We start from the raw sequence: 23,331 nt of genomic DNA, 5'->3' as shown, positions 1-23,331 counted from the left end.
GGCGTATTCGTAATTGAAACGTATTCTTATTTGTCATGTTGGTCAGGGTGTGCGATCACGAAGTGCCGTGTCAGGCCACTGACGCGTTGAATGACAGATCGCTTTCGCGAGCAGGCTCGCTCCCACAGAAATCGGGGAGTGAATAAATATCAATGGTTCGCCGCTATACAGTGTAGGAGTGAGCCTGCTCGCGAAGGCGGCGGGTCAGTTGATACATGAGTTGGCTGACCCACCGTTATCGCGAGCAGGCTCACTCCTACAGGGATTTCGGACACGCCGCATGATCCCTGACCTGTTACATATCCACTGTGGGAGGGGGCTTGCTCCCGAAGGCGGTGGGTCAGCTTGGACATTCATTTGCTGACAGGACGCCTTCGCGAGCAGGCTCACGCCTACAGGGGTCGCAGTGACAGGTTCAAACCCGCAACAATTGTCGGGTCATCGCCATCGAGGTCTCCAGCGACTGCCCGGTGCGTTGCAATTTGTTCAACAGACTGGCGCCGAGCCACAGCTGATACAAGGTCTCGGCCAGATGCCGCGCATCGCCCTCGGGCAGACTTTTGTCGGCCTGGCCTTGTTCGATGCACACCGTGATGCGCGCGATAATGCGTTCGGCGCCATCGCGCAGGGTCAGGCGCATCGACTCGGACAAGTCGGCGACTTCGGCGCTGAGTTTCACCACCAGGCATTCGTCGCCGTGGCCTTCCAGGGTGCAGCGGTTCTGCCAGCCCTGCCAATAATCCATCAACCGCTCGAACGCGCTCAGCCCGGGCAGCGTCAGGCGCCGCTCCATGTCTGCGAGGTAGTCGACAAAGTAATCTTCGAGCAGCGCCTGACCGTACAACTCCTTGGATTTGAAGTAGTGGTAGAACGAGCCTTTGGGCACACCGGCGGTTTGCAGGATCTCGTTGAGGCCGACACTGGTGAAGCCCTTCTCGGCCATCATCCGGTGGCCGGTGTCGAGCAGGTGTTGGCGCGTGTCGTCAAAGGTCGGCTTCATGGTGCGAATAATTCCAGGCAATAGACCAGTCGTATAATTTTTACGAACGGGAGTTTGCCATATCCATCGACCAAAAACATTTCCTGAAAAAATTACTAGACGACTGGTCTAATTGGAAACTATGCTGCGCTCCGACACACCAAATTCATGCGGTGTCGACGCCGAGCGAATCCTTCGCCTCGTGCCGATGCCTGACCAACCCAGGGTGCACTATGAAAATCTTGATGGTTTTGACTTCTCACGATCAACTCGGCAACACCGGCAAAAAAACCGGCTTCTGGCTGGAAGAGTTTGCCGCTCCCTACTACGCCTTCAAGGACGCCGGCGCCGACGTCACGCTGGTTTCGCCCGCTGGCGGCCAGCCACCGCTCGATCCGAAAAGCGATGAGCCCGGTGCCCAGACTGCGGAGACGGATCGCTTCCGCGCTGATCCCGCCGCACAACAGGCACTGGCAAACACCGGCCGCCTGGCGGATGTCCGCGCTGACGATTTCGATGCAGTGTTTTACCCGGGTGGCCACGGCCCGCTGTGGGATCTGGCCGAAGACAAAGCTTCGATTGCGCTGATCGAAGCGTTCGACCGCGCCAACAAGCCCCACGGTTTCGTCTGCCATGCGCCGGGTGTGTTGCGCCATGTTGTGCGAGCTGACGGCCAGCCAATCGTCAAAGACCGCGACGTCACCGGTTTCACCAACGCCGAAGAAGCCGCTGTCGGCCTGACTGATGTAGTGCCGTTCCTGATCGAAGACGAGTTCCAGCGTCTCGGCGGGCGCTATTCGAAAGTCGCTGACTGGCAGGTGCATGTAGTGGCCGATGGTCAATTGGTCACGGGCCAGAACCCGGCCAGTTCCGCCGCCGTGGCTGAGAGACTGCTGAAGTTGCTGGGCTGAATGCCCCCCGCTGAACCGTAGCCAACGCCGAGTGCGCAGCGCCCGGCGTTGTTTTTTTGTCTCTTTACTAGTCGACCGGTCTAATCAGGCCCGAAACAAGGTACTCCATGAATAACAGCGCTTTCTTCACGCCTGCCAAACTGGGCAGTCTCACCTTGAAAAACCGCATCGTCCTGCCGCCCCTCACCCGCCAGCGCAGCACGCAGCCGGGCAACGTCGCCAACGAACTCATGGCCGCGTATTACCAACAGCGCGCCGGTGCCGGTTTGCTGATTACCGAAGGCACGCAGATCGAACCGCGCGGCCAGGGTTACGCGTGGACACCGGGCATTCATACCCCTGAGCAAATCGCCGGATGGCGCAAAGTCACCGAGGCCGTACACGCGGTTGACGGCGTGATCTTCGCTCAGCTCTGGCACGTCGGGCGTGTCTCCCACACGGCCCTGCAACCCAACGGCGCGGCGCCGGTGTCGGCCTCTGCCGTGGCGACCGATCGGGTCAGCGTGTTTATCGAAACTGCGCCTGGCGCCGGTGAACTGGTGCCGCCGTCCGCACCGCGCGCGCTGAGCACCGATGAAGTGCAGGCATTGGTTCAGCTGTATATCCAGGCCGCACGCAACGCGATGGAGGCCGGTTTCGATGGCATCGAGCTGCACTGCGCCAATGGTTATCTGGTCAACCAGTTCATCTCGGCGCACAGCAACCGGCGCACCGATCAATACGGCGGCTCGCTGGACAATCGCCTGCGCTTCCTGCGTGAGGTGGTGGCCGGGGTCGCTGAGTGCATCGGCAAGGACAAGGTTGGCGTGCGTTTCGCGCCGCTGTTCACCACAACCGATGAAGCGCGGACTTACCTGGGCATGGTCGAAGATGATCCGCACACCACCTACATCGAAGCGATCAAGGTGTTGGAAAATGCCGGCATTGCCTACCTGTCCATCGCCGAGGCTGACTGGGACAACGCACCACAGATGCCGACGACGTTTCGCCAGGCCGTGCGCGAGACGTTCACTGGCGCGATCATTTACGCCGGTCGCTACACCGCTGAAACAGGCGCGCAACTGCTCGAATCGGGCCTGGCCGATCTCGTCGCGTTCGGCCGGCCGTTCATGGCCAATCCGGACCTGCCAGCACGGATCGCCAATGGCTGGCCGCTGAATCCGCTGAACCCGGCGACGGTGTATGGCGGTGGTGCCGAAGGCTATATCGATTACCCGACGTACCTCGCCCAAGAATCCAACACAACCTCCGTGTAGGAGTGAGCCTGCTCGCGAACGCGTCCTGTCAGCCAACGAATATTCAAGGTGACCCACCGCATTCGGGAGCAAGCCCCCTCCCACAGTGGATATGAGGCAGGTCAGGGATCATGCGGCGTGTCCGAAATCTCTGTAAGAGTGCATGGCCATGATTACAGAAACCTAGACCGCATGGCGCTGGCCAAACAAGATGTGCTGTGGCAGCGCGGGCAACGGCTGCTGGATAAACTCGATAACGGTGAGGCGTTCTGAAATGCCTCAGGCGTCTGCAGCCAAGCGATTTCGCCCTCCCGCTTTGGCGCGGTACAGCGCCTGATCGGCTGCCTCGATCATCGCAGGCACTCCGTTCAGTTGCATGCCTGAAGCTGCAGCAACACCAATGCTCACACTCACCTGGCCAAAGGGACTGCCCGGATGGGCAATGTTCGCCTGCCGCAAACGTTCGAGCATCAGTTGCGCCACCACCGTCGCGCCGGCGCTGTCGGTGGCCGGCATGATCACGGCCATTTCCTCACCGCCATAACGCGCGACCAGATCCGACGGGCGCCGCACGCAGCTTTCAAGGATCTTGCTGACCGCTTGCAGACAGGCATCGCCGGCGACGTGGCCCAAGGCGTCGTTGAATAATTTGAAGTGGTCGATATCGATCATCAGCAAGGCCAGCGAGGTTGCGTCACGCTGTGCCCGCCGCGCTTCAACCGCCAGCGTTTCATCGAAGCAGCGTCGGTTGGCCAAGCCCGTCAGCGCGTCCTTCATCGCCAGCAATTCCAGCTGTCGATTGGAGGCGAGCAACTGCTGCTGAGCATCGCGCAGCGCCTCCTCCGCCTCGGTACGCCGACGTATATCGAGGATCAAAAACCAGCCGATCAACCCGGTCAGTCCCAATAGCCCGACCACCACCACCGCCGACAACGCTGCCTCGATGCGCCACGCTGCCAGGGCTTCGTCCTTGCCCAGCGCAACGGTGGTAATCAGCGGCAGGCTTTCGCTTTTGCGGAAGGCGTAGAGCCGCTCGACGCCGTCCAGGCTGGAGGTGTACGAGGCGGTGCCGACCGAGCGGTCGACAAGGTATTTAGCGTAAATCGGCGATTTGGAAAAGTTGCGGCCCATGTCCTGCTCGCGGAACGGATAGCGCACCAGCAGCGTGCCGTCGGTGTACGACAGACCGATCGCGCCGTCCTGGCCGACGTCGAGTTTACCGAACACACGGAGAAAGTTTTCCACCCCCAGCGTCACCGAGACGACGCCGGCAAACTGTCCCTCGGCGTCGCTGAAACGACGGCTGATCGTCACAACCCATTCGAGATTGGAACGGCTCTGGATCGGCGGTCCAATGAACGGCTCGCGGCTCGGGTCGTCACGATGGTGGATGAAATAGGCGCGGTCGCTGCTGTTGGCGCCTGCGGGAATCGGCCGGTTGGAAGACATCAGCCAGTGCCCATGCCGGTCATAAATGGTGATGCCGCTGAGCTGCGGCATCAATGACTGCTGGCTGTCGATCAGGGTCTTGATGCGCTGGATCTGCGCCGGGCCGTTGCCCTCCGCTTCCAGGCGTTCGACCAGCCCGAGCAACAGCAGTGAGCTTTGCCGGACGATGCCTTCGGTGTAGGTGTTGAGCGCCTGGGTCAGGTTCAGGCCATGCACATTGACCTCGGCCAGCGCGCGCTCACGCGAGGACCAGACCTTCCAGATCGTCAGCGAAGTCAGGGAGCAGCCAATGACCAACAGCAGGAGCATTACAAGACGGGTATCACGCTTCACGACAGTACCTTAAGGAAGTCCGGTTTCCATTCCAGCCATCAATCGAACATCGGCACTGACCGCGGCCACGTGTTCCGTGGCGCAAGCATACAAGCAGTCTGAAGCGGCTGCAGCAACAGAGTGTGCAGCGGGCTGGCCGGCGCTATGCGGCGGGTGTGGCCGGGGCCGCGGGATTGAGGATTTCCACCAGGAAATCGATGAATACGTTGATTCGGCTGGAGCCACGGTGGTTGGGCAAATACAGTGCGTTGATGCAACTGCTGGCGCTGCCGGGATTGACCTCGTAGTGCTCAAGCAAGCGAGTGAGGCGCCCGGCGGCAACATCGTCGCGCACCAGCCAGTCAGCCAACAGCGTCACCCCGCCGCCACCGATGGCGGCTTCGCGCAGGATGTCGGCGTTGTTGCTTTGCAGACGCCCATGGACGTTGAGTTGAATGGGCGCTTCGTCACTCTGGAAGGTCCAGTGGTGATGACTGCCGCCGTAATCGAAACGCAGGCATTGGTGTTCGAGCAGATCCCGGGGATGAACCAATACGGCGCTGCGTGCCAGGTAATCCGGGCTGGCGACGACCCAGCGCTGGAAATGCCCGACGCGCTTGCTGACGATGTCCTCGCTGACCACCGACGAACCCAGGCGCACTGACACATCGATCTGCTCGCTGAGCAAATCGCTGACTTGATCGCTCAACGACAGGCTGATCTCCAGCCCCGGATGGCGCTCGAGCAAGCGGCTCAGGTGCGGCGCGATAAGTCGGCGACCGAACTCCACTGGCACGCTGATGCGCAATCGACCCTGTGCGTCGCTGCCGCGGTCAGCCACTACCGCATCGGCTTCATCGATGGCATCGAGAATCGCCACGGCCTTCTCGAAATAGGTCTGGCCAGCGACGGTCACGCTGGTATTGCGTGTGGTGCGATTGAGCAGGCTGGCGCCCAACTCGTGTTCCAGCCCCGCCACTTGCCGTGTCACTGAAGACGTCGAGATCCCGAGTTTGCGCGCCGCCGAGGAATAACCCCCGCAGCGCACGGTTTCAACAAACATCTTCAAGGCCAGCAACTTGTCCATAAGCGGAATCCGGTGGTGAGGGAGCACCGGTGATTGTGCATCAGCGTTGGCCACACGTCTTGTACCGTCGTGCTTGGCGGCGTCTGGCGCCATCCTGGTATACCTCAAACCTGTGGGAGCGGGCTTGCTCGCGAAGGCGGTGTGTCAGTCAACAAATGTGCCAGCTGACCCACCGCGTTCGGGAGCAAGCTCCCTCCCACAGTGGTTGTGTGGTGGGACGCGAGCAGGCGGTGCACTCGCCCCCCCTGTAGGAGTGAGCCTGCTCGCGATAGCAATCTGTCAGTTGATACGGAATTGACTGACACTCCGCCATCGCGAGCAGGCTCACTCCTACATGGGTCTTGTGCAGTTCTTGAAATTCAAGTCCGGTCAGCCTTGCGGCCCAGGAACAACGCCAGCGCCAGCGCCGGCAGCACCGCCACCAACACGGCCGACAGGTTCCAGCCAAAATGCTCGTACAGCGGACTGGCGATCAGGGAGCCGAGGGCGCCGCCGACGAAGATGCTGGTCATGTACACCGCGTTGAGGCGTGCACGGCTGTGCGGATCGAGCGCATACACCTCACGCTGGCCAAGCACCATGTTCAGTTGCACGGCAAAATCCAGCAGCACCGCACACACCACCAGCCAGACATAGCCGCTGCCCGGAAGCGCCGCGATCAACAGCGATACGGGCGCCAGCAGCAGCGCCACCAGCGTCCCGCGACGAGCATGCCCGGCATCGGCCAGACGCCCGGCAATCGGCGCCGCAATCGCCCCGACCGCACCGACCAGAGCAAAGATCGCCACCTGCGCCTGGGTAAAACCGTGATGGCGCATCAGCTCAATCGGCGCGAGGGTCCAGAACAGACTGAAGCTGGCAAACAGCAAACCCTGATACAGCGAACGCTGACGCAACAGCGGATAGCGCCGGGCCAGGGCGAACACCGAACCGATCAACGCGACGTAGGTGGCTTTGTGCGTCGGCACCCGACGCGGCAGCGCCACAGCGGTAATCAATGCGATAACGGCCATCAGTGCCGCGGCGCTGTAAAACACCCCGCGCCAGCCGAACACTTCAACCAGCAGGCTCGACAGTGGCCGCGACAACAGAATCCCCAGCAACAGGCCGCTCATGATATTGCCGACGACTCGGCCACGGCTGGCTTCCGGCGCCAGATGCGCGGCCAGCGGCACAAGAATCTGCACGGCGACCGAGGTCAGGCCGATCAGCAACGACAACAGCAGAAACAGCGACGGCGAATGGGTCAGGCCGGCGCACAACAGCGTGACGCTCGCGGCCAGGGTGAAGCCCACCACCAGACGGCGGTTCTCCATCAGATCGGCCAGCGGCACCAGTAGCAACAAACCCAGCGCATAGCCGAACTGCGTCAGCGAAACGATCAGGCTGGCATTGGCGCTGGACAGGCCGATCTGTGGCGCGATCAGTTCGACGATGGGCTGCGCGTAATACAGATTGGCCACAACCGCGCCGCAGCAGAAGGCCAGAAACGCGACCATCAGGCCGGAGAGTGAAGCAGGCTGTTCGGCCGGGGCCGCAACGGCAGGATTGCCCGTAAGCATGGTGACACCTCGTTGAGTTCGGGAAAGTTGCGCCAAGGCTACGGTCAGCCGACGGCAACGAGAATCCGTGCGCCGGGCAACGCACTGATGCGCCAGGCGCAACGTTGCTTTCGACGCAACACGCTGTTGCGTGGACCGGTGATTCTCCGCCGCAAGTGTCTTCTCTACGCTTTGGCCCCAGGCGCAGACGTCTACGTCGGTGCCCTTCCCCGGCTGCTACAAGGAGCGTTTCCATGACCCGTACTTCACTCGTCCTGCCACTGCCCGCCGCGTTTTCCTGCCGACCATGAACAGTCATTTGCTCAAATCCAGAACCCTGTGGATCAGCGTCGCCGTGCTCGCGGTGATCGGCCTGATCGGCGCCGTCGCGCTGATGTGGCGCCCGGCGATCGCACCGATCAAACGCCCTACCTCATTCGAGGCTGCACAATTGCAACGCGGCGCGCGGGTGGTCGAGGCCGGTGATTGCGCGGTGTGCCATACCCGTCCCGGCGGCGAATACCTGGCCGGCGGGCTGCCGTTGGTGACGCCGTTCGGCACGCTGTACAGCACCAACATCACCCCGGATGCGCAGACGGGTATTGGCGAGTGGTCGCTGCCGGCCTTCGAACGAGCGATGCGTCAGGGTATTGCCCGCGACGGCCATTTTCTCTATCCGGCCTTTCCCTATGTGCACTACCGGCGCATGAGCGCAGCGGACATCGCCGACGCCTACGCCTACTTGATGAGCGGCCCCGCCGTACACGCTCCGGCGCGGCAGAACCAGATGAATTTCCCGATGAACATTCGTCCGCTGGTGTCGTTCTGGAACCTGCTGTTTCTGCATGGCGAACCGTTGACGCCGATGGCCGAACACAGCGCGGCGTGGAATCGCGGACGCTATCTGGTCGACGGCCCGGGTCACTGCGCCGGCTGCCATTCGCCGCTGAACCTGATCGGCGCGGAGAAATCCTCGGAGTATCTTCAGGGCGGCAGCGTCGATGGCTGGAACGCGCCGCCGCTGGTCGGTCTGGGCCAACGCGCCAACCCGTGGAACCCTGAGCAATTGGTCGGCTACCTGCGCGCCGACGTGGTCGATGGCCACGGCACGCCGGCCGGTCCGATGCGTCCGGTCAGCCTGAGCCTGGCGCGTCTGCCGGCCAGTGAAGCCGAGGCGATTGCCGAGTATCTGCTGAGCCTGCAAAGCCCTCACGCAGTAACGGAAACCACCGCGAAAAAGCAGCCCAGTAGCCCAGCGGATCACACAACCGGCGCCCAGCTCTTCAGCAGCGCCTGCGCCGGATGCCACGCCCCCGCCGCGCCAATGCGTGAGATCGACGGACGCCCGGGCCTGCAAGACACCTCGGCGTTGCAAGCCGCCAGTTCGCGCAACTTCCTCAAGACCGTGCTCGAAGGTGTGCCCGCCATTCCCGGCTCGCCCGGCCCGGTGATGCCGCCGTTCGCCGCCAGCCTCGACAACGCCCAACTCGCCGCCCTCGCCGCTTACCTGCGCCAGCAAGCCAGAGCCGATCAGCCGTGGGCCGACCTCTCTTCCACTATTGAAGCGTTACGTCAGGAGACGAAATGAGCCAGATCACTCTCAACGTCAATGGAGCCACCCAAGCGCTGGAGCTGGAGCCGGACATGCCGCTGCTCTACGCGCTGCGCAATCACTTGAACCTCAACGGTGCCAAGTACGGCTGCGGCCTGGGCCAGTGCGGCGCCTGCACGGTGATCGTCGACGATCAACCGGTGTTCGCCTGCCTGACGCCGTGCGCAGGTCTTGAAGGCAAAAAGATTCGGACCGTGGAAAGCCTCGGCAGCGCAGAAAAACCCGGCGCATTGCAAGCGGCGTTCATCGACAAGCAGGCGGCGCAATGCGGCTACTGCATCGCCGGCATGTTGATGCGCGCACAGTCGTTGCTTGAACGCGATCCGCATCCGGATGAGCCAACCATCCGCGAGCACATGGCCGGCAATCTGTGCCGCTGCGGTACACATCTGCGCATCATCGAGGCGATCAAACAGGTGGCCGGGCACAACGGGAGCCTGTCATGAGCGAATCAAACGGCTTGAACCCCAGCCGCCGAGCCTTCCTGCGCGGTGGCGCGTTGCTCATGGCGTTCACTCTGACGCCAGTGGCGCGGCGTGCTTTGGCCGACAGCGAGGTCGACACCCTCGGCACCGTGGTGCTGGCCCCCGATCTGCCCGGCAGCCTGCGCACCAACCCATACCTCGACGCCTGGATTCGCATCGGCGCCGACGGTATCACCGTGTACACCGGCAAGGTTGAACTGGGCACCGGTGTGAAAACCGCGCTGCTGCAAATCGCCGCTGAACGTTTGCAAGTGCCCGCGAGCGCGATCAACTTGCTCACCGCCGACACCGCGCTGACGCCCAACGAAGGTTACACCGCCGGTAGCCACAGCATTTTCGACAGCGGCACCGCGCTGTACAACGCCGCCGCGCAGGTGCGCGAAATGCTCGTCGATGCCGCCGCACGCAATTGGCAAATCGATGCAGCATTGCTGAACACCCGCGACGGCGTGATCGAAGGCCCGGCCGGGCAACGGATGACTTACGCCGACGCGGTCGGCCATGTCGATGTGCACCAATACGCCAAGGCGCAGTCACCGACGATGGCGGCGGCCGACTTCAAACTGATCGGGCATAACTTGCCGCGTCTGGACATCCCGGGCAAAGTCAGCGGCGGCGCGGCATTCGTGCAGGACATGCGCTTGCCGGGCATACTGCATGCGCGGGTGATCCGCCCGCCGCGCCCGGGCTGCACGCTGCAAGCATTCGATGCAGCGCCCATCGAAGCGCTGAACGGCGTAGTCAAGGTGATCCGCGATGGCAACTATCTGGCCGTGGTCGCCCGTGATGAATGGCAAGCGATCAAGGCCATGCGCAGCGGCATTGAAAGTGCCAAGTGGAGCGGCGGCGAAGTCATTCCCGAGGCCTCCGGGATTCATGATTTGCTCAAGCGCTTGCCCTCCAAGCGCTATCCGATCAGCCATAGCGGTTCGCCCAATGGCGTGGCCGATGTGCGATTCAAGGCCCGGGTGACCAAACAATACCTGATGCACGGTTCGATCGGCCCGTCCTGCGCGGTGGCCTGGTTCAAGGACGGCGTGCTCACGGTCTGGACCCACACCCAGGGCGTCTATCCGCTGCGCGCAGGCATCGCCGAAATGCTCCGCCTGCCGCCAGAACGCGTGCGCTGCATTCATACCGAAGGCTCAGGCTGTTACGGCCACAACGGCGCCGATGATGCCGCCGCTGATGCCGCATTAATCGCCATGCGCCTGCCCGGCACGCCAGTGCGCGTGCAATGGATGCGCGAGCAGGAAAATCTCTGGGAGCCGTACAGTTCGGCGATGGTCACGGAGGTCGACGCCGGCCTCAGCCAGGGCCGTTTGCAGGATTGGAACTACGAGCTATGGACCACCCCGCACAACGAACGCATCGTCAATGCCGGGCGCCTGTTGCCAGCGCGCTTGTTGGCCAAACCATTCGCCTCGGCGCCCTCGGTGCCGATCGCCCAGCCCGAAGGTGACGGCGATCGCAACGCGGTGCCGCTGTACGATCTGGGTTCAACGCAGATCAACATGAACTTCGTCACCGAAATGCCCTTTCGCACCTCGGCCATGCGCTCGCTGGGCGCGCACATCAATATCTTCGCTATCGAGGCAAGTATCGATGAGTTGGCGATCAAGGCCGGCATCGATCCGCTGGCGTTGCGTCTCGCGCACCTGAGCGACCCGCGCGCCCGTGCGGTGATCGAGCGTGTGCGTGACGAAATCGGCTGGCCGCACAAAAGCAGCGAGCCCGGCGCCGGGATCGGTTTCGCCTTCGCCCGCTACAAAAACATCATGGGTTACTGCGCTATCGCGGTGAAGCTGTGGGTGCATCCGCAGACTGGCGACATCCGGGTCGATCATGTGGTGACGGCGGTGGACGTCGGCCAGATCGTCAGCCCCGATGGCCTGCGCAATCAGGTCGAGGGTGGCATCGTGCAGTCGGCGAGCTGGACGCTCTATGAAAAAGTCGCCTACGACGCCGGCGGCATTCGCAGCTACGACTGGAGCGGCTACCCGATTTTGCGCTTCACGCAGTTGCCGAAAAAAGTCGACGTGCACTTGCTCGATCAACCGGGACAACCCTTTCTCGGCGCCGCAGAAATCGTTCAAGGACCGATGGCCGCCGCCCTCGGCAATGCGGTTGCCAACGCCACGGGCCGGCGCTGGCTGAACCTGCCGTTGACCCGCTCCAGCCAACCCGCCTGAAGCGCGCCCGCGTTCATCGCCGATGAGCGCGGGCGCCGTTGCGCGGCGCGCAAAACAGCGTAGCGCCGGCCACGGATTATCAGCCCCGCGCCCCCCGGTTAAGTTACCTGCACTGCGAGCGGCACCTGGCTGCCGCGCTTGAACCCAACTCATCGAAATCCGGAGCTACCCATGACCCGTCGCCTGTTTCAACCGATCGCACTCGGCCCTTACACCCTTGCCCACCGCGTGGCGATGGCGCCGCTGACCCGCTCGCGCGCCGGCCAGCCGGGCGACGTGCCGACCTCGATGAACGCCGAGTATTACCGCCAACGCGCCAGTGCCGCACTGATCATCACCGAGGCCACGCAGATTTCCCAACAAGGCCAGGGCTACGCGTGGACGCCGGGCATCTACACCGATGCGCAAGTTCAGGCATGGCGTGACGTCAGCACAGCGGTGCATGAGGCGCACGGTCTGATCTTCATGCAGCTGTGGCACGTCGGCCGCGTATCGCATCCGAGTTTCCAGCCGGACGCCGGTCTGCCCGTTGCACCGAGCGCACTGCCAGTGCCGGGCAAGACCTTTATCGTCGACGACGAAGGCCATGGCGTCTGGGGCGATGTACCGGTGCCACGTGCGCTAGAAACAGCGGAAATCGCCGACATTGTCGAAGACTATCGCCGCGCCGCACGCAATGCGATGAACGCCGGGATGGACGGCGTGGAAATCCATGCCGGTAACGGTTATCTGCTCGATCAATTTCTCAACAGCAACAGCAACCAGCGCAACGATAGTTATGGCGGCAGCGTGGAGAACCGCGCGCGCTTTCTGCTCGACGTGGTTGCAGCCGTCGCTGACGAAGTCGGTGCCGAGCGCGTTGGCGTGCGCCTGACGCCGATGGGCCGCTTTATGGGCATGGGCGATGACACGCCCGAAGCGACATTCGGTTATCTGGTCGAAGCGCTCAATCAGTGGAATCTGGCGTACCTGCACCTGGTCGAGCCGGCCATGGTCGGCACGGTCAAGGACGAACACTTCGATCCGCGCTGGGACGCAATCATCGCCCAGTTGCGCAATACCTGGAACGGCGTGCTGATCCTCGCTGGCGGGTATGACGCAGCGTCCGCCGAGCAGGCGCTGATCGCCAATCGCGCCGACCTGATTGCCTTCGGCCGACCGTTTCTGGCCAATCCGGACCTGCCGCGTCGTCTGCGCGATGGCCTTGAGCTGAACACGCCGGATCCGAGCAGTTTCTTCGGCGGCGCTGAGCGCGGTTACGTCGATTACCCGTTCCACGCCTGAGGTCCGGCCTTCATAACTTTTAAGGTTTGTTTAAGGACTTTAAATGTCGCCCGCGGCCAGACTTTCCCCATCGATCAGGAGAGCCGCCATGAACCCGCAATCGGAGAAGTCAGACCCGCCCTGCCACCTGGCGCGCCCATTGGGCGCGCTGTCCGGCTGGCAGGAGCGTCGTGCCAAGGCCTACATGCTGCGCGACTTGAGCCGCAGCTTGCGCGTCAGCGAAATCGCTGAACATTGCAATCTGTCGCGCAGTCATTTTTCCCGGGCGTTCAAGATTGTCACCGGCAGCTCGCCGCAGGAATGGATGCTGAGGATGAAAATCGACAAGGCGAAGGCTTTGTTGCTGACCTCGATGGCGATTACCGACATTGTTTATGAGTGCGGTTTTTCCGATCACTCGCACTTCACGCGCACGTTCGGGCGGTTGGTGGGAATGCCGCCGAAGGTTTGGCGTCAGGCCGTGTGTAATGCGCGGCTGGCGGTGGTTGATGCCGATACGTGGCGGCTCGACGAGGGTTTGCTCAATTCGACGGTCTTGAAGCATTCGACGGAACTGCGGCCTTGATTTGATCTTCAAAGCGTTTTGTTCACTCCTCCCTTTTGGGCCGCGTTACCGCGGCCTTTTTTTTCGCTAGTCAGCCAGCACGTGCGTCGGGAGAGACTAGCGGCGTTCGAGCCTGGCACCCGATGCGAGCGGCAGCCTGAAACAAATCCGCGCACCCGCCTCGCTGTCCTCCACGCGCAACGTCCCGCCATGGGCGCCAATCACCGTCCGGCAAATCGCCAGGCCCATGCCCATTCCACTGCCCTTGGTGGTGAAGAACGCATCAAAAATCTCCTCACGCTGATGCTCGGCGATTCCCGGTCCACTGTCCTGAAAGCACACGCAGACCTGCCCATCGCTGATCGTCGATTCGATACTCAAGCGTCCGTCAGCAACGCCCTGCCCGGCCATCGCCTCCAGTGCGTTAACGATCAGGTTATAAATCACCTGCTGAATCTGCACCCGATCCCCCAACACCGGCTCAGCAGCATTGAGTTGCGTGTGCAAGGTGACGCTACGGTTGTGCACGTCGCTGGCCGTCAGTTGCACGACCTCACCAATCAACGCATCAATCGACACTGGCAGCCGCTGCAACGGCGCCTGTTTGGCCAACGCACGCAAGGCCTGAACGATCTCGGTGGCCCGCGCGCTGTCGGAACGGATGTCCTCCAGGCCCTGAATCGCTTCGGTCAGATCCGGCGTGTCGCGCTTGAGCCAGCGCAAGCTCGCCGAGGCATTGGAAGAAATCCCCAGCAGCGGCTGGCTGATTTCGTGGGCAATCGAGGCCGACAACTCGCCCATCATTTTCAGGTGCGAGTTACGCGCCAGTTCCGCCCGCGAACTGCGCAAGTCGGCTTCCATTTGCGCGCGCAAGCGGTTGTCTTCGACCAGTTGCGCGTAGAGACGCGCGGTTTGCAGCGACACCGCTGCCTGCGAGGCGAGGATTTCCAGCATGGTCAGGCGTTCGGCACCGAACAGCTTGGGCACCAGACTGTTTTCCAGGTAAACCAGGCCAATCAGCGCACCTTGCTTGAGCAGCGGCAGGCACATCATCGAGCGCGTCTGCCGCTGCTGCAGGTCGGCGCTGTAGGCTTCGGGGCAATCGGTGCGGGCATCGTCGAGCACCAGCGGCGTGCGGGTGCGCATGGTGGCGTTGAGCACTGAAACCGGCGCAATGTGCTCCAGTGAGCGGTCGTTGTCCTGACTGACCCGCACATTGCCTGCTTCCACGTGCGCAGCGGCGGCCAGTTGCAGCTCACCCTCGGCGACCAGCAGCAACGCGCCCTGATCGGCGCCGGCCTGGATCATCAAGTGATTCATCAGGGTTTCGACCAGCCGATCCAGCAACACTTCTTGCGAAACCGCGCGGGCCGCTTCAATCCCGACTTCCAGATCAAGGCGCCCGCGCGTCACCGGCGTTACGGTTTCCAGCGAGTGCTCGCGGGCGAGAAACGGGTGCAGTGCTTCGAGCTGCCGAGCCTTGGCTTCAGCCCCCCACAGTCCATAGCAATCGCGGGCGACACGCAGGTGATGATGCATACCGGAGACCAGGCCATTGAATCGGCAGACCTCGGCCAGTTGTTCATGGGCCAGTGCTTGCTCATGGATAAACCCGGCGGCGGCCGCGGCAATCTGCGACTGGTCGAAGCAGCGAATGGCAACCAGCCCCTCACCGCGAACGCGGGCCATTGCACCTTCGATCAGCAGCAGTTTGTTGCTGAATGTCGATGGATTGAGCTCAACCCACGGCAAAAAGCGCTGACGTTGCTGCGCGAGTTTCTCCAGCTTTTCGGCAACAGAACCCGGTGCCTCGGGACTGGCCAGCGCCAGGCTGTAAAACAGGTAGTATTGGGCCAGATCGATGTGCGCCGGCAACGACCAGGTCAGCGCCTCGGCGGCTTCAAAGCGTCGCAACGCATAGCGCACATCGCCGAAATAGAACGCCGACATGCCTGAGTACAACCACCGCCAGAACAGCGTGGGCTGCGAAACACGCTCACGATCGAGCGGGCCGAAGCGGTCATGTTCCAAGGTATCCAGTTCGCTGATCGAGCGAGGCTCAGGTCCGTTGCGCAAGTCACTGGCGAACGTCTGTTGCGCCAACAGAATGCGCTCAATGTCGATGTAGTGAAACTGCCGCACCCAGCGCAGGCCGAGGTCCAGCTCGTTCACCACACTGTGCAGCGGTTCGCCCATGAACAGCAGATCCGAGCCGATGTGATTACAGGCATAACACGACATGCCCAGGTCGCCACCGGCCTGGCCGCACTCAAACGCGGCGAAGGCTTTTTGCCGGGCATAGGTCATTGGCCGGGTCCACGGGCTGACCTGATCAAGCGCCACCAGCGTGCCGGCGCGCCCGGCTTCATAGCCGTGCAGGTCGGTGAGTGCCAAGGCCAGTTCGGCGAAAGCGACGCCGTCGACGTACTCGCCATAGCGGTCGGCGATCATCACGCCGTACCAGGCAAAACCATAGCCGCTACTCGGCGTGGTGCCGTGCAGCAAGGTCAGTTCGACCATCTTCGCCAAGTGCAGAAAGGCAATATCGTCCTGTACGAAGAATGAAGCGATCAGCGTGCTCAGCAGCTGCATTGCCACTTCGATTTGCGGGTCGCACGCCTTGGGCAGCGCGGTCAGGTCAGCAATGCGCCGTGCGCCGACCAATTGCCGAACCCGCTCGAACGCTTCGCCCACTTGCGCCTTCGATGGCCGACGCTGCAAGGCAATGCCCAGCAGTGCGAGCCCGTCCAGCGCTTCGCTGATCGCACCATGATAATCGGAGTCCAAGGTGCGCAGGGTCGCCCGCAGACGATAGGTTTTGGCTTGGTCCAGCGCGGTACCGGCGTGGCACAGACAGTCATCAAGGCGTTGTTGCGCACCCGGCAGATCCGCCAGCAACATCGCGCATTCGGCCGCCAGCCAGCGCGCGGCGAAGGCTTGCGGGTAGAGCTGCGACCATCCCGCGGCGCCCAACAAGCGCTCGGCAGTGCGCAAATAATCCACGGCCTGCTCGACAGCCGCGGTGTCGCGGGCGCGCTCGGCGGCCTCGACCAACAACTGAATGAAATCGGCGCGCCGGGGTTCTTGCAGCCCATCAACCTGACTGCGCTGAATCTGACTGGCAATGTCGAACACCCGCGCCTGACGCTGCTCGCCCCAGTGATCGAGCATGGCGCCGGCAATGCGCGCATGCTCGGCGGCGCGCCCCGCCGGTGCTGTCAGGGCGGCGGCCGCCTCCAGCACGCGGTCGTGGGGAAAGACCAGTTGGCCCGGTTCGCGTAGAAGAAACCCGGTGCCGACCAGATAGTCCACGTCACGCGCCCATTGCGCGGGATCGCCCGGCAGCAAACGGCGCAACAGTGCGTCGTCACAGCGGCCACCGACATAACCCGCCGTGCGCAGCACTTCCCGGGCACTGGCCGGCAGACGCTGCAAGCGCTGCACCATCAACTCGGCGACATTATCGGCGTAGCGGTAGCCGTCCACGTCACCCTGATTCCAGACCCAGTGCCGCGTCCCGGCATCAAAACGCAGCAGGCGCTCATCGACCAAGGCGCGCGCCACCTGACTGACGAACAACGGATTGCCCGCGGTTTTGAAATGCACGACAGAGGCCAGCGCCGGGAGGTTGTCGACGTCGGCATCGAGTTCGACAGCCATCAGTTGCGCGACGGCCTGCACCGACAGCGGGCCTAACTCAAGGTCGGTGACTGGCAACGCCGGGGCTGCGCGCAGCTGATCAAGCCATCCGCCCTCGCCGTTCGGCAACTCGCCTTCGCGATACGCGAGAATCAGCAGTAAATGCCGCGTTGGCCGGGCAATGAAAGCTTGGAGAAACGCCTGGGTCGAGTCGTCAGCCCACTGCACATCATCGATGAACAGCAACAGCGGATGCCCCGGTTGGGCGAAGACCTCCAGCACATCGAGCAGCGCCCGATTGACCCGATCGAGGGCATGACGCGCCGGCATGTTCGGCAGTTCGGTGGTGGCGCCGATCAGCAATTCGGCTTCTGGCGCCAGGTCCACCAGCAAACGGCCACGGCCCTTGAGGGTTTCACTCAGTTGCTCGCTGAGGGCCTGCAAGGCCAGCCCGGGCTTGGCCAACACCTGGCTGATCAGCGAGCGGAAAATCTGTGCCAGTGGCGCAAAAGGCCGGTTGTTCTGCGCCAGATCCATTTTGCCGCTGGCCCAGTAACCGGGCGCGTGCGTGCGCAGGCCTTGCTGGATCAGCGCCGACTTGCCCGCCCCCGGCGCGCCGGCAACCAGCAGCACGCGAGCAATGCCGTCGCTGCGCACGCGCTGGATCTGTTCCAGCAGTTGCGCGCGTTCGCCATCGCGGCCAAACAGCACGTCACCGCGCGTGGCCGCCGCCCGCGCATCGAAGGCACCGAGGCGGAACGGCTCGATCTGGCCCTTTCGCTGCCACTGGCGTAGACACCAGTTGAGGTCAGCGGCCAGCGATTCGAGACTCTGATAACGCGCGTCAGGCTCCTTGGCCAAGCCTTTGAGCAACACATGGCAAATGCCTTGCGGCAGTTCGGGAATATAGTCGGCCGGCGACAACGGCTCGACGGCGGCGTGCACATGCAGCCATTGCGACGCATCGCGAGCGGTCAGCGGCGGGCGACCGGTCAGGGCCTCATAGAGGATGGCCGAGAGCGCATACACATCGCTGCGCTCATCGACGTTGACGCCATCGCGCTGCAGCTGTTCCGGCGCCAGATAAGGCCAGTGCTCGGGACTTGGCAGTTCAGCGACCGGCGTTTCCTGCGCCTGAATGTGGAAGCCCATCAGCCGGACGCTGTCGTCCGCGCCGACCATCAGATGCCACGGCAATAGAAATCCCTGTGGGAGCGAGCCTGCTCGCGAAGCGGTCATTTGAGCCGACATCTCTGTTGCCAAATCCACCGCTTTCACGAGCAGGCTCGCTCCCACAGGGTTTTGCGGGGGGCCGGGATGGCGAGTGTGGGCCAGAGCAGTGGCGGCAGCGACGGCGATATTCAGCACTCGACCGAGCGGCAGCCCAGCGGCGTCGATCAGTCCAGCCAGCGGCGTGCCCCAGTGCGGATATACCAACACGGGACCGTCGGCCGAACGAACAAGCGCCAATGGGTTGATCGCCCACTGCGAGGGCAACTGCACATGGAGACCGCGCTCCAGCCGCTTGCACAGCGCCGGTCGTTGAATCGGCGCGCGCACGGCGAACCACGCCTCGCCCGAGCGGCTGTCCTGAAGGGTGAACCAGGTCAGCTCATGGTCGCGGCGCAACAGGCTGAACCGGCAACCTTCAAGCCACGCTTCATCGAGCGCCGGGGCATCGTTAGCGCAGGAAACCGCTGGCAAGGAGGTCTGGCCGGGCATACACATTCACCGCTGGAAATGGAATTCAGGCTGGTGACGAAGTATACGCAGCGGTTTTTGCAAAAGGGCCAGCCGCTGCGCCGATGTCCGTCGACGGCCTCAAGATGGCCGTCCAGAGCCTTGCACCGGTTCACGTGGTGCTCTGAAAGCGCGCGTCTTATCCCTCGGGATAATTGCTTTATCGCAAGCCGTCCCCTAGCGTACGAGCCAGATAACCCGGCGCCCCGCCTTCTCCTTTTCACCGCGACGCAGAGGCCTGCATGATCCGACTCGGCCAAGCCACGATTTCCCTGGAACGGCGCGAAGCCTTTCTCGATGGCCGGCCCCTGCGCGTGGGCGGGCGGGCGTTTGAAATACTTACGGTGCTGATGCAGGCCGACGGGCGGATCGTCAGCAAAAACGAACTGATCAATCAGGTTTGGCCGGACATCGTCGTCGAAGAGAACAATCTGCAGGTGCAGATTTCCTCGCTGCGCAAACTGCTCGGGGAAAAAGAAATCATCCAGACGGTTCCCCGTCGAGGTTACCGATTATTGAAAGACCACGAACCCAAACTGCCCGTGTTCACTGCCCTGGCCTCGGCGCCGATCGTGGCGCAGCCGCCGCCGGTCGAGGCGCACTCGGTGCCGGTATTTGTCGTCGACGATGAGGCCTGCGTGCGCACCGCGCTGAGCCGGTTGTTGCGCGCCGAAGGCATCGAGCACCGGATTTTCCAGTCGGCCGAAGAACTGCTCGAGGCCAACCTCGACAATGGCCCGGCGTGCCTGCTGCTCGACGTCAGTTTGCCCGACACCACAGGTTTGCAGTTGCAGGCGGCACTGAACGAGCGCGGCCATCCGTGGCCGGTGATCTTCATGACCGGCCACGGCACCATTCCGATGTCGGTGCAGGCCATGAAGGCCGGCGCTGTGGAGTTTCTGACCAAGCCGTTCAACGACGATGAACTGCTAGGTGTTTTGCGCAGCACCCGTCAGCATGCAGCGACGGCGTTCGATCAGTGGCAACGGGTTCAACACGTCCGGCAACTGGCGGCGCAACTGACGCCGCGTGAACGTGAGGTGCTGCCGCTGATCGTCGGCGGTCTGTCGAACAAACAGATCGCCAACCAGTTGGGCACCAGTGAAGTGACCGCCAAGGTTCATCGCAAGCACATCATGGCGAAGATGCAGACCCGCTCGCTGGTCAATCTCGTCGAACTCTACGGACTGATCAGCGCTGCGCCTTCGCCTGGCCCATCGAGCCTGTCGTGAGCGGCGTGGCAGGTCGCCCGACGGCGGCCGACAGCGCCCGCCCGACCATCGTCTGTATCGTTGACGACGACGCTTCCGTGCGCAAAAGCCTGTCGAACCTGCTGCGTTCGGTCGGCTACCGCGCGCAGGTCTATGCCAGTGGCGAAGCGTTTCTGGCTGAAGCCGATCTGGCTGACATCGCTTGCCTGCTGCTGGATCTGCGCATGCCCGGTCTTTCCGGCATCGAGGTGATGCGCGCGTTGCTCGGCCGGCCCCGACAGTTTCCGGTGATCTGTATGTCGGCCCATTGGGATGAGGCAGCACTCGCCGAGACCGGGCATTACCGGGCGTTCGAGTGTCTGTGCAAACCCTTTGACGAAGAGCTGCTGCTGGCGGCCCTCGACAGGGCACTGCATCGCCCGCACTGAAACCATCAGCTGTCTTGTGTGGCGTCTGGCGGCGATTCGACGGCCCGCAACGAAGCCGTCATTGCGGCGTGACACACCGCGAGGATTTCATCGGCCAGCGCTGAGTCGTCCGGGCACGCCCGCGAGAGCATGATCGCGCCGACTGCGCGGGCCAGCAGGTCGATCATTCTGGCTCTGCCCTCGCCTGCCGGCGCATCCGTTGCATTCGGATATTTGTCGCCGAGTGTCTGCAACGTGCGCTCGATGCCGTCGGCGAAGGCTGACTTCAAATCGCCCGACTGACGCGCCGCGTCGCCACACAGTGCCGCCATGGTGCAACCGGTGGCGCGGCCGTCACGATGCTCACGCGACACGTACATATCGATGAAATCCTGCACACTCAACGCCTCGGCGCTGGTCAGTGACCGCGCCAGGCTATTGGCCGACGCTTCGGCCATCAGATCGGCCTTGGAGCCGAAATGTTTGTAGAAACCGCCATGGGTGAAGCCAGCGGCCGCCATCAGGTCAGCCACGCCGACCCCGTCATAACCGCGTTCGCGGAACATCACTGAAGCCGTTTCGACAATGTGCTCCCGATTGGCCTGGGCCTGAGCCTTGGATACGCGCATGTTGGATACCTCGCCAGCGCTGAAAAATCATGCGTCGATGATACATAGATGTTGGCCATAATCAAAATCATTGACAGTTTAGATTTCGGTCATCATCCTAAAAGCCAGCCACATCACTTCACTCCCATGGCCGGAACAAAAACACATGAGCGACCTGAGTCTGTTTTCTTCGTACACCCTCGGCAGCCTGACACTGGTCAACCGCGCAGTCCTCGCGCCGCTGACGCGCAACCGTGCCGGCGCAGGTTTTGTACCGAGCGAATTTGCCGCGACCTATTACAGCCAGCGTGCCAGCGCCGGTCTGCTGATCAGCGAGGCCACACAGATTTCGCAGCAGGGCCAGGGCTATCAGGACACCCCGGGCATCTACACCCAGGCGCAAATCGATGGCTGGCGCAGCGTCACCGATGCGGTGCACGCCAAGGGCGGGAAGATTTTCCTGCAACTCTGGCATGTCGGCCGGGTGTCTCATGTCGACCTGCAACCGGACGGCCAAGCGCCGGTCGCTCCGTCCTCGCTGCGAGCGGCCACCAAAGTGTTCGTCAACAATCGCTTCGAGGATGTGTCCGAACCGCGCGCGCTGGAAACCGCGGAGCTGCCGGGCATCGTCAATGATTTTCGTCAGGCGGCGGTGAACGCGACGGCGGCAGGCTTTGACGGCGTGGAAATCCACGGCGCTAATGGCTATCTGCTCGATCAGTTCATCAAGGACGGGTCCAACCAGCGCACCGATGCCTACGGCGGCTCGATCGAAAACCGCGCACGTCTGCTGCTGGAAGTAACCGCCGCCGTGGTCGCCGAGATCGGCGCCGATCGCACCGGCATTCGCTTGTCTCCAGTGTCGCCGGCCAATGGCGTGTCGAGCAGCGGCCCGCAAGCGCAGTTCGACTACATCGTTGACCAACTCAACGCACTGGACATCGTTTACCTGCACGTTGTCGAAGGCGCCACCGGCGGGCCACGCGACATAGCCGCGTTTGATTTTGAATCCCTGCGCCAGCGTTTCCAGAACACCTACATCGCCAACAACGGCTATGACCTCGATCTGGCCAATTCGCGCATCGCTCAGGACAAGGCTGACCTGATCGCCTTCGGCCGTCCGTTCATTGGCAACCCGGATCTGGTCGAACGCCTGCAAATCGGCGCGCCGCTGGCCGCTTTCGACCCCGCCACACTCTACGGCGGCGGCGCGGCGGGCTATATCGACTACCCGACACTCGCTGAATCCAACGCTCGCTGAACCTGCTGTTTCCCTATCCCCTGAAAAAGAGCTGACATCATGACTACCCGCCCTACTGTTCTGATCACTGGCGCTTCCACCGGCATCGGCGCGGTCTATGCCGCACGTTTCGCCCAACGCGGTCACGATCTGGTGCTGGTCGCCCGCGACCAGTCGCGACTGGACACACTCGCCGCCGGCCTGCGCGCCGAGCACAACGTCAACGTTGAAGTGCTGCCGGCCGACCTGACCCAACTCAGCGACCTGCACACCGTCGAAGCGCGTCTGCGCGATGACGCGCGCATCGGCATCCTCGTCAACAATGCCGGCGCGGCGCAGTCCGGAACGTTCATCGAACAAAGCACCGACAGCGTGGCGCAACTGGTGGCACTCAACACCACCGCGCTGGTGCGTCTGGCCAGTGCCATTGCCCCGCGTCTGGCCAGGGCTGGTGACGGCGCGATCATCAACATCGGCTCGGTGGTGGGCCTGGCACCAGAGTTCGGCATGTCGGTGTATGGCGCGACCAAAGCGTTCGTGCTGTTCCTTTCCCAAGGCCTGAGCCTGGAGCTGTCGCCACAGGGCGTATATGTGCAAGCCGTACTGCCCGCCGCGACCCGCACGGAAATCTGGGACCGCGCTGGCATCGACATCAACACCCTGAGCGACATCATGGAGGTCGACGATCTGGTCGATGCCGCGCTGGTCGGTTTCGACCGTCGCGAAGTCGTGACCATTCCGCCGCTGCACGAAGGCGAGCGCTGGGACGCTTTGCAAACTGCGCGTCAGGGCCTGTTGGGGCAGATTCGTCAGTCGGCCGTCGCGCAACGTTATCTGACTCAAGCCTGACCTTAT

18 protein-coding genes are annotated in these 23,331 nt (G+C 62.7%); 12 read left to right on the top strand and 6 right to left on the bottom strand.

The genetic code is table 11. The features are described from left to right. Positions 1–415: 415 nt before the first annotated feature. Positions 416–1,000, bottom strand: a complete 585-nt coding sequence (locus HU765_RS08515; protein WP_186619738.1) for a TetR/AcrR family transcriptional regulator — start codon at positions 998–1,000, stop codon at positions 416–418. A 212-nt stretch (positions 1,001–1,212) separates the two neighbouring features. Between HU765_RS08515 and HU765_RS08510 the strand changes: the two genes are divergently transcribed. From HU765_RS08510 to HU765_RS27010, 3 genes are all read left to right on the top strand, one after another. Continuing rightward, positions 1,213–1,890, top strand: a complete 678-nt coding sequence (locus tag HU765_RS08510; protein WP_186619737.1) for a type 1 glutamine amidotransferase domain-containing protein — start codon at positions 1,213–1,215, stop codon at positions 1,888–1,890. A gap of 107 nt (positions 1,891–1,997) precedes the next feature. Continuing rightward, the gene (locus HU765_RS08505; protein WP_186619736.1) at positions 1,998–3,146 is read left to right on the top strand and encodes an alkene reductase; all 1,149 of its coding nucleotides are present in this window, start codon (positions 1,998–2,000) and stop codon (positions 3,144–3,146) included. Positions 3,147–3,263: 117 nt separating this feature from the next. Next, entirely contained in the window at positions 3,264–3,398 is a 135-nt protein-coding gene (locus tag HU765_RS27010) for a hypothetical protein (RefSeq protein ID WP_272973798.1), read from the top strand. A 6-nt stretch (positions 3,399–3,404) separates the two neighbouring features. Here HU765_RS27010 and HU765_RS08500 read toward each other — a convergent pair whose 3' ends face one another. The 3 genes from HU765_RS08500 to HU765_RS08490 all read right to left on the bottom strand — a co-directional run bounded on the left by HU765_RS08500 (position 3,405) and on the right by HU765_RS08490 (position 7,535). Then, positions 3,405–4,907 (bottom strand): diguanylate cyclase, encoded by a 1,503-nt coding sequence (locus tag HU765_RS08500; RefSeq protein WP_186619735.1) that lies wholly within the window; start codon positions 4,905–4,907, stop codon positions 3,405–3,407. 142 nt (positions 4,908–5,049) lie between these two features. Further along, positions 5,050–5,973 carry a LysR family transcriptional regulator gene (locus HU765_RS08495; RefSeq protein ID WP_186619734.1) on the bottom strand — a complete coding sequence of 308 codons (924 nt, stop codon included), beginning with the start codon at positions 5,971–5,973 and terminating at the stop codon, positions 5,050–5,052. Between the two features lie 359 nt (positions 5,974–6,332). Further along, positions 6,333–7,535: an MFS transporter gene (locus HU765_RS08490; RefSeq protein ID WP_186619733.1), complete on the bottom strand. Its 1,203-nt coding sequence runs from the start codon at positions 7,533–7,535 to the stop codon at positions 6,333–6,335. Between the two features lie 286 nt (positions 7,536–7,821). Between HU765_RS08490 and HU765_RS08485 the strand changes: the two genes are divergently transcribed. From HU765_RS08485 to HU765_RS08465, 5 genes are all read left to right on the top strand, one after another. After that, complete coding sequence (locus tag HU765_RS08485) at positions 7,822–9,102, top strand: c-type cytochrome (RefSeq protein WP_186619784.1); 1,281 nt, start codon at positions 7,822–7,824, stop codon at positions 9,100–9,102. Next, entirely contained in the window at positions 9,099–9,572 is a 474-nt protein-coding gene (locus HU765_RS08480) for a (2Fe-2S)-binding protein (protein ID WP_186619732.1), read from the top strand. Before HU765_RS08485 ends, HU765_RS08480 begins: the two co-directional genes overlap by 4 nt. Continuing rightward, the gene (locus tag HU765_RS08475; protein ID WP_186619731.1) at positions 9,569–11,803 is read left to right on the top strand and encodes a molybdopterin cofactor-binding domain-containing protein; all 2,235 of its coding nucleotides are present in this window, start codon (positions 9,569–9,571) and stop codon (positions 11,801–11,803) included. Before HU765_RS08480 ends, HU765_RS08475 begins: the two co-directional genes overlap by 4 nt. Before the next feature lie 171 nt (positions 11,804–11,974). Continuing rightward, positions 11,975–13,087, top strand: coding sequence for an alkene reductase (locus tag HU765_RS08470; protein ID WP_186619730.1), 1,113 nt, complete (start codon positions 11,975–11,977; stop codon positions 13,085–13,087). Between the two features lie 43 nt (positions 13,088–13,130). Beyond that, positions 13,131–13,652 (top strand): AraC family transcriptional regulator, encoded by a 522-nt coding sequence (locus tag HU765_RS08465; protein WP_238344669.1) that lies wholly within the window; start codon positions 13,131–13,133, stop codon positions 13,650–13,652. Between the two features lie 96 nt (positions 13,653–13,748). On the opposite strand, the gene HU765_RS08460 is transcribed toward HU765_RS08465, so the two are convergent. Next, positions 13,749–18,992: an AAA family ATPase gene (locus tag HU765_RS08460; protein ID WP_238344668.1), complete on the bottom strand. Its 5,244-nt coding sequence runs from the start codon at positions 18,990–18,992 to the stop codon at positions 13,749–13,751. Positions 18,993–19,252: 260 nt separating this feature from the next. On the opposite strand from HU765_RS08460, the gene HU765_RS08455 reads away from it, so the two are divergent. Continuing rightward, positions 19,253–20,242: a response regulator gene (locus tag HU765_RS08455; RefSeq protein WP_186619729.1), complete on the top strand. Its 990-nt coding sequence runs from the start codon at positions 19,253–19,255 to the stop codon at positions 20,240–20,242. Further along, entirely contained in the window at positions 20,239–20,649 is a 411-nt protein-coding gene (locus HU765_RS08450) for a response regulator (RefSeq protein ID WP_346727515.1), read from the top strand. The genes HU765_RS08455 and HU765_RS08450 overlap by 4 nt, the downstream gene beginning before the upstream one ends. A 5-nt stretch (positions 20,650–20,654) precedes the next feature. Here the strand turns inward: HU765_RS08450 and HU765_RS08445 are convergent, their stop codons facing one another. Next, positions 20,655–21,257, bottom strand: coding sequence for a TetR family transcriptional regulator (locus tag HU765_RS08445; RefSeq protein ID WP_186619728.1), 603 nt, complete (start codon positions 21,255–21,257; stop codon positions 20,655–20,657). A 145-nt stretch (positions 21,258–21,402) separates the two neighbouring features. Here HU765_RS08445 and HU765_RS08440 point away from each other — a divergent pair, with 145 nt between their 5' ends. Then, positions 21,403–22,497, top strand: coding sequence for an alkene reductase (locus HU765_RS08440; protein WP_186619727.1), 1,095 nt, complete (start codon positions 21,403–21,405; stop codon positions 22,495–22,497). Positions 22,498–22,536: 39 nt separating this feature from the next. Continuing rightward, positions 22,537–23,325 (top strand): SDR family oxidoreductase, encoded by a 789-nt coding sequence (locus HU765_RS08435; RefSeq protein ID WP_186619726.1) that lies wholly within the window; start codon positions 22,537–22,539, stop codon positions 23,323–23,325. The last annotated feature ends 6 nt before the right edge of the window (positions 23,326–23,331 follow it).

The organism is Pseudomonas sp. SWRI81, assembly GCF_014268545.1.
Taxonomy (GTDB): domain Bacteria; phylum Pseudomonadota; class Gammaproteobacteria; order Pseudomonadales; family Pseudomonadaceae; genus Aquipseudomonas; species Aquipseudomonas hamedanensis.
This window is presented reverse-complemented; position numbering and strand designations above follow the sequence as displayed.

Bases quoted from the DNA above. Each gene is read 5' to 3' on its own strand.
- HU765_RS08515 (WP_186619738.1), bottom strand. From the start codon at position 1,000: ATGAAGCCGACCTTTGACGACACGCGCCAACACCTGCTCGACACCGGC.
- HU765_RS08510 (WP_186619737.1), top strand. From the start codon at position 1,213: ATGAAAATCTTGATGGTTTTGACTTCTCACGATCAACTCGGCAACACC.
- HU765_RS08505 (WP_186619736.1), top strand. From the start codon at position 1,998: ATGAATAACAGCGCTTTCTTCACGCCTGCCAAACTGGGCAGTCTCACC.
- HU765_RS08495 (WP_186619734.1), bottom strand. From the start codon at position 5,973: ATGGACAAGTTGCTGGCCTTGAAGATGTTTGTTGAAACCGTGCGCTGC.
- HU765_RS08490 (WP_186619733.1), bottom strand. From the start codon at position 7,535: ATGCTTACGGGCAATCCTGCCGTTGCGGCCCCGGCCGAACAGCCTGCT.
- HU765_RS08485 (WP_186619784.1), top strand. From the start codon at position 7,822: ATGAACAGTCATTTGCTCAAATCCAGAACCCTGTGGATCAGCGTCGCC.
- HU765_RS08480 (WP_186619732.1), top strand. From the start codon at position 9,099: ATGAGCCAGATCACTCTCAACGTCAATGGAGCCACCCAAGCGCTGGAG.
- HU765_RS08475 (WP_186619731.1), top strand. From the start codon at position 9,569: ATGAGCGAATCAAACGGCTTGAACCCCAGCCGCCGAGCCTTCCTGCGC.
- HU765_RS08470 (WP_186619730.1), top strand. From the start codon at position 11,975: ATGACCCGTCGCCTGTTTCAACCGATCGCACTCGGCCCTTACACCCTT.
- HU765_RS08465 (WP_238344669.1), top strand. From the start codon at position 13,131: ATGTCGCCCGCGGCCAGACTTTCCCCATCGATCAGGAGAGCCGCCATG.
- HU765_RS08460 (WP_238344668.1), bottom strand. From the start codon at position 18,992: ATGCCCGGCCAGACCTCCTTGCCAGCGGTTTCCTGCGCTAACGATGCC.
- HU765_RS08455 (WP_186619729.1), top strand. From the start codon at position 19,253: ATGATCCGACTCGGCCAAGCCACGATTTCCCTGGAACGGCGCGAAGCC.
- HU765_RS08445 (WP_186619728.1), bottom strand. From the start codon at position 21,257: ATGCGCGTATCCAAGGCTCAGGCCCAGGCCAATCGGGAGCACATTGTC.
- HU765_RS08440 (WP_186619727.1), top strand. From the start codon at position 21,403: ATGAGCGACCTGAGTCTGTTTTCTTCGTACACCCTCGGCAGCCTGACA.
- HU765_RS08435 (WP_186619726.1), top strand. From the start codon at position 22,537: ATGACTACCCGCCCTACTGTTCTGATCACTGGCGCTTCCACCGGCATC.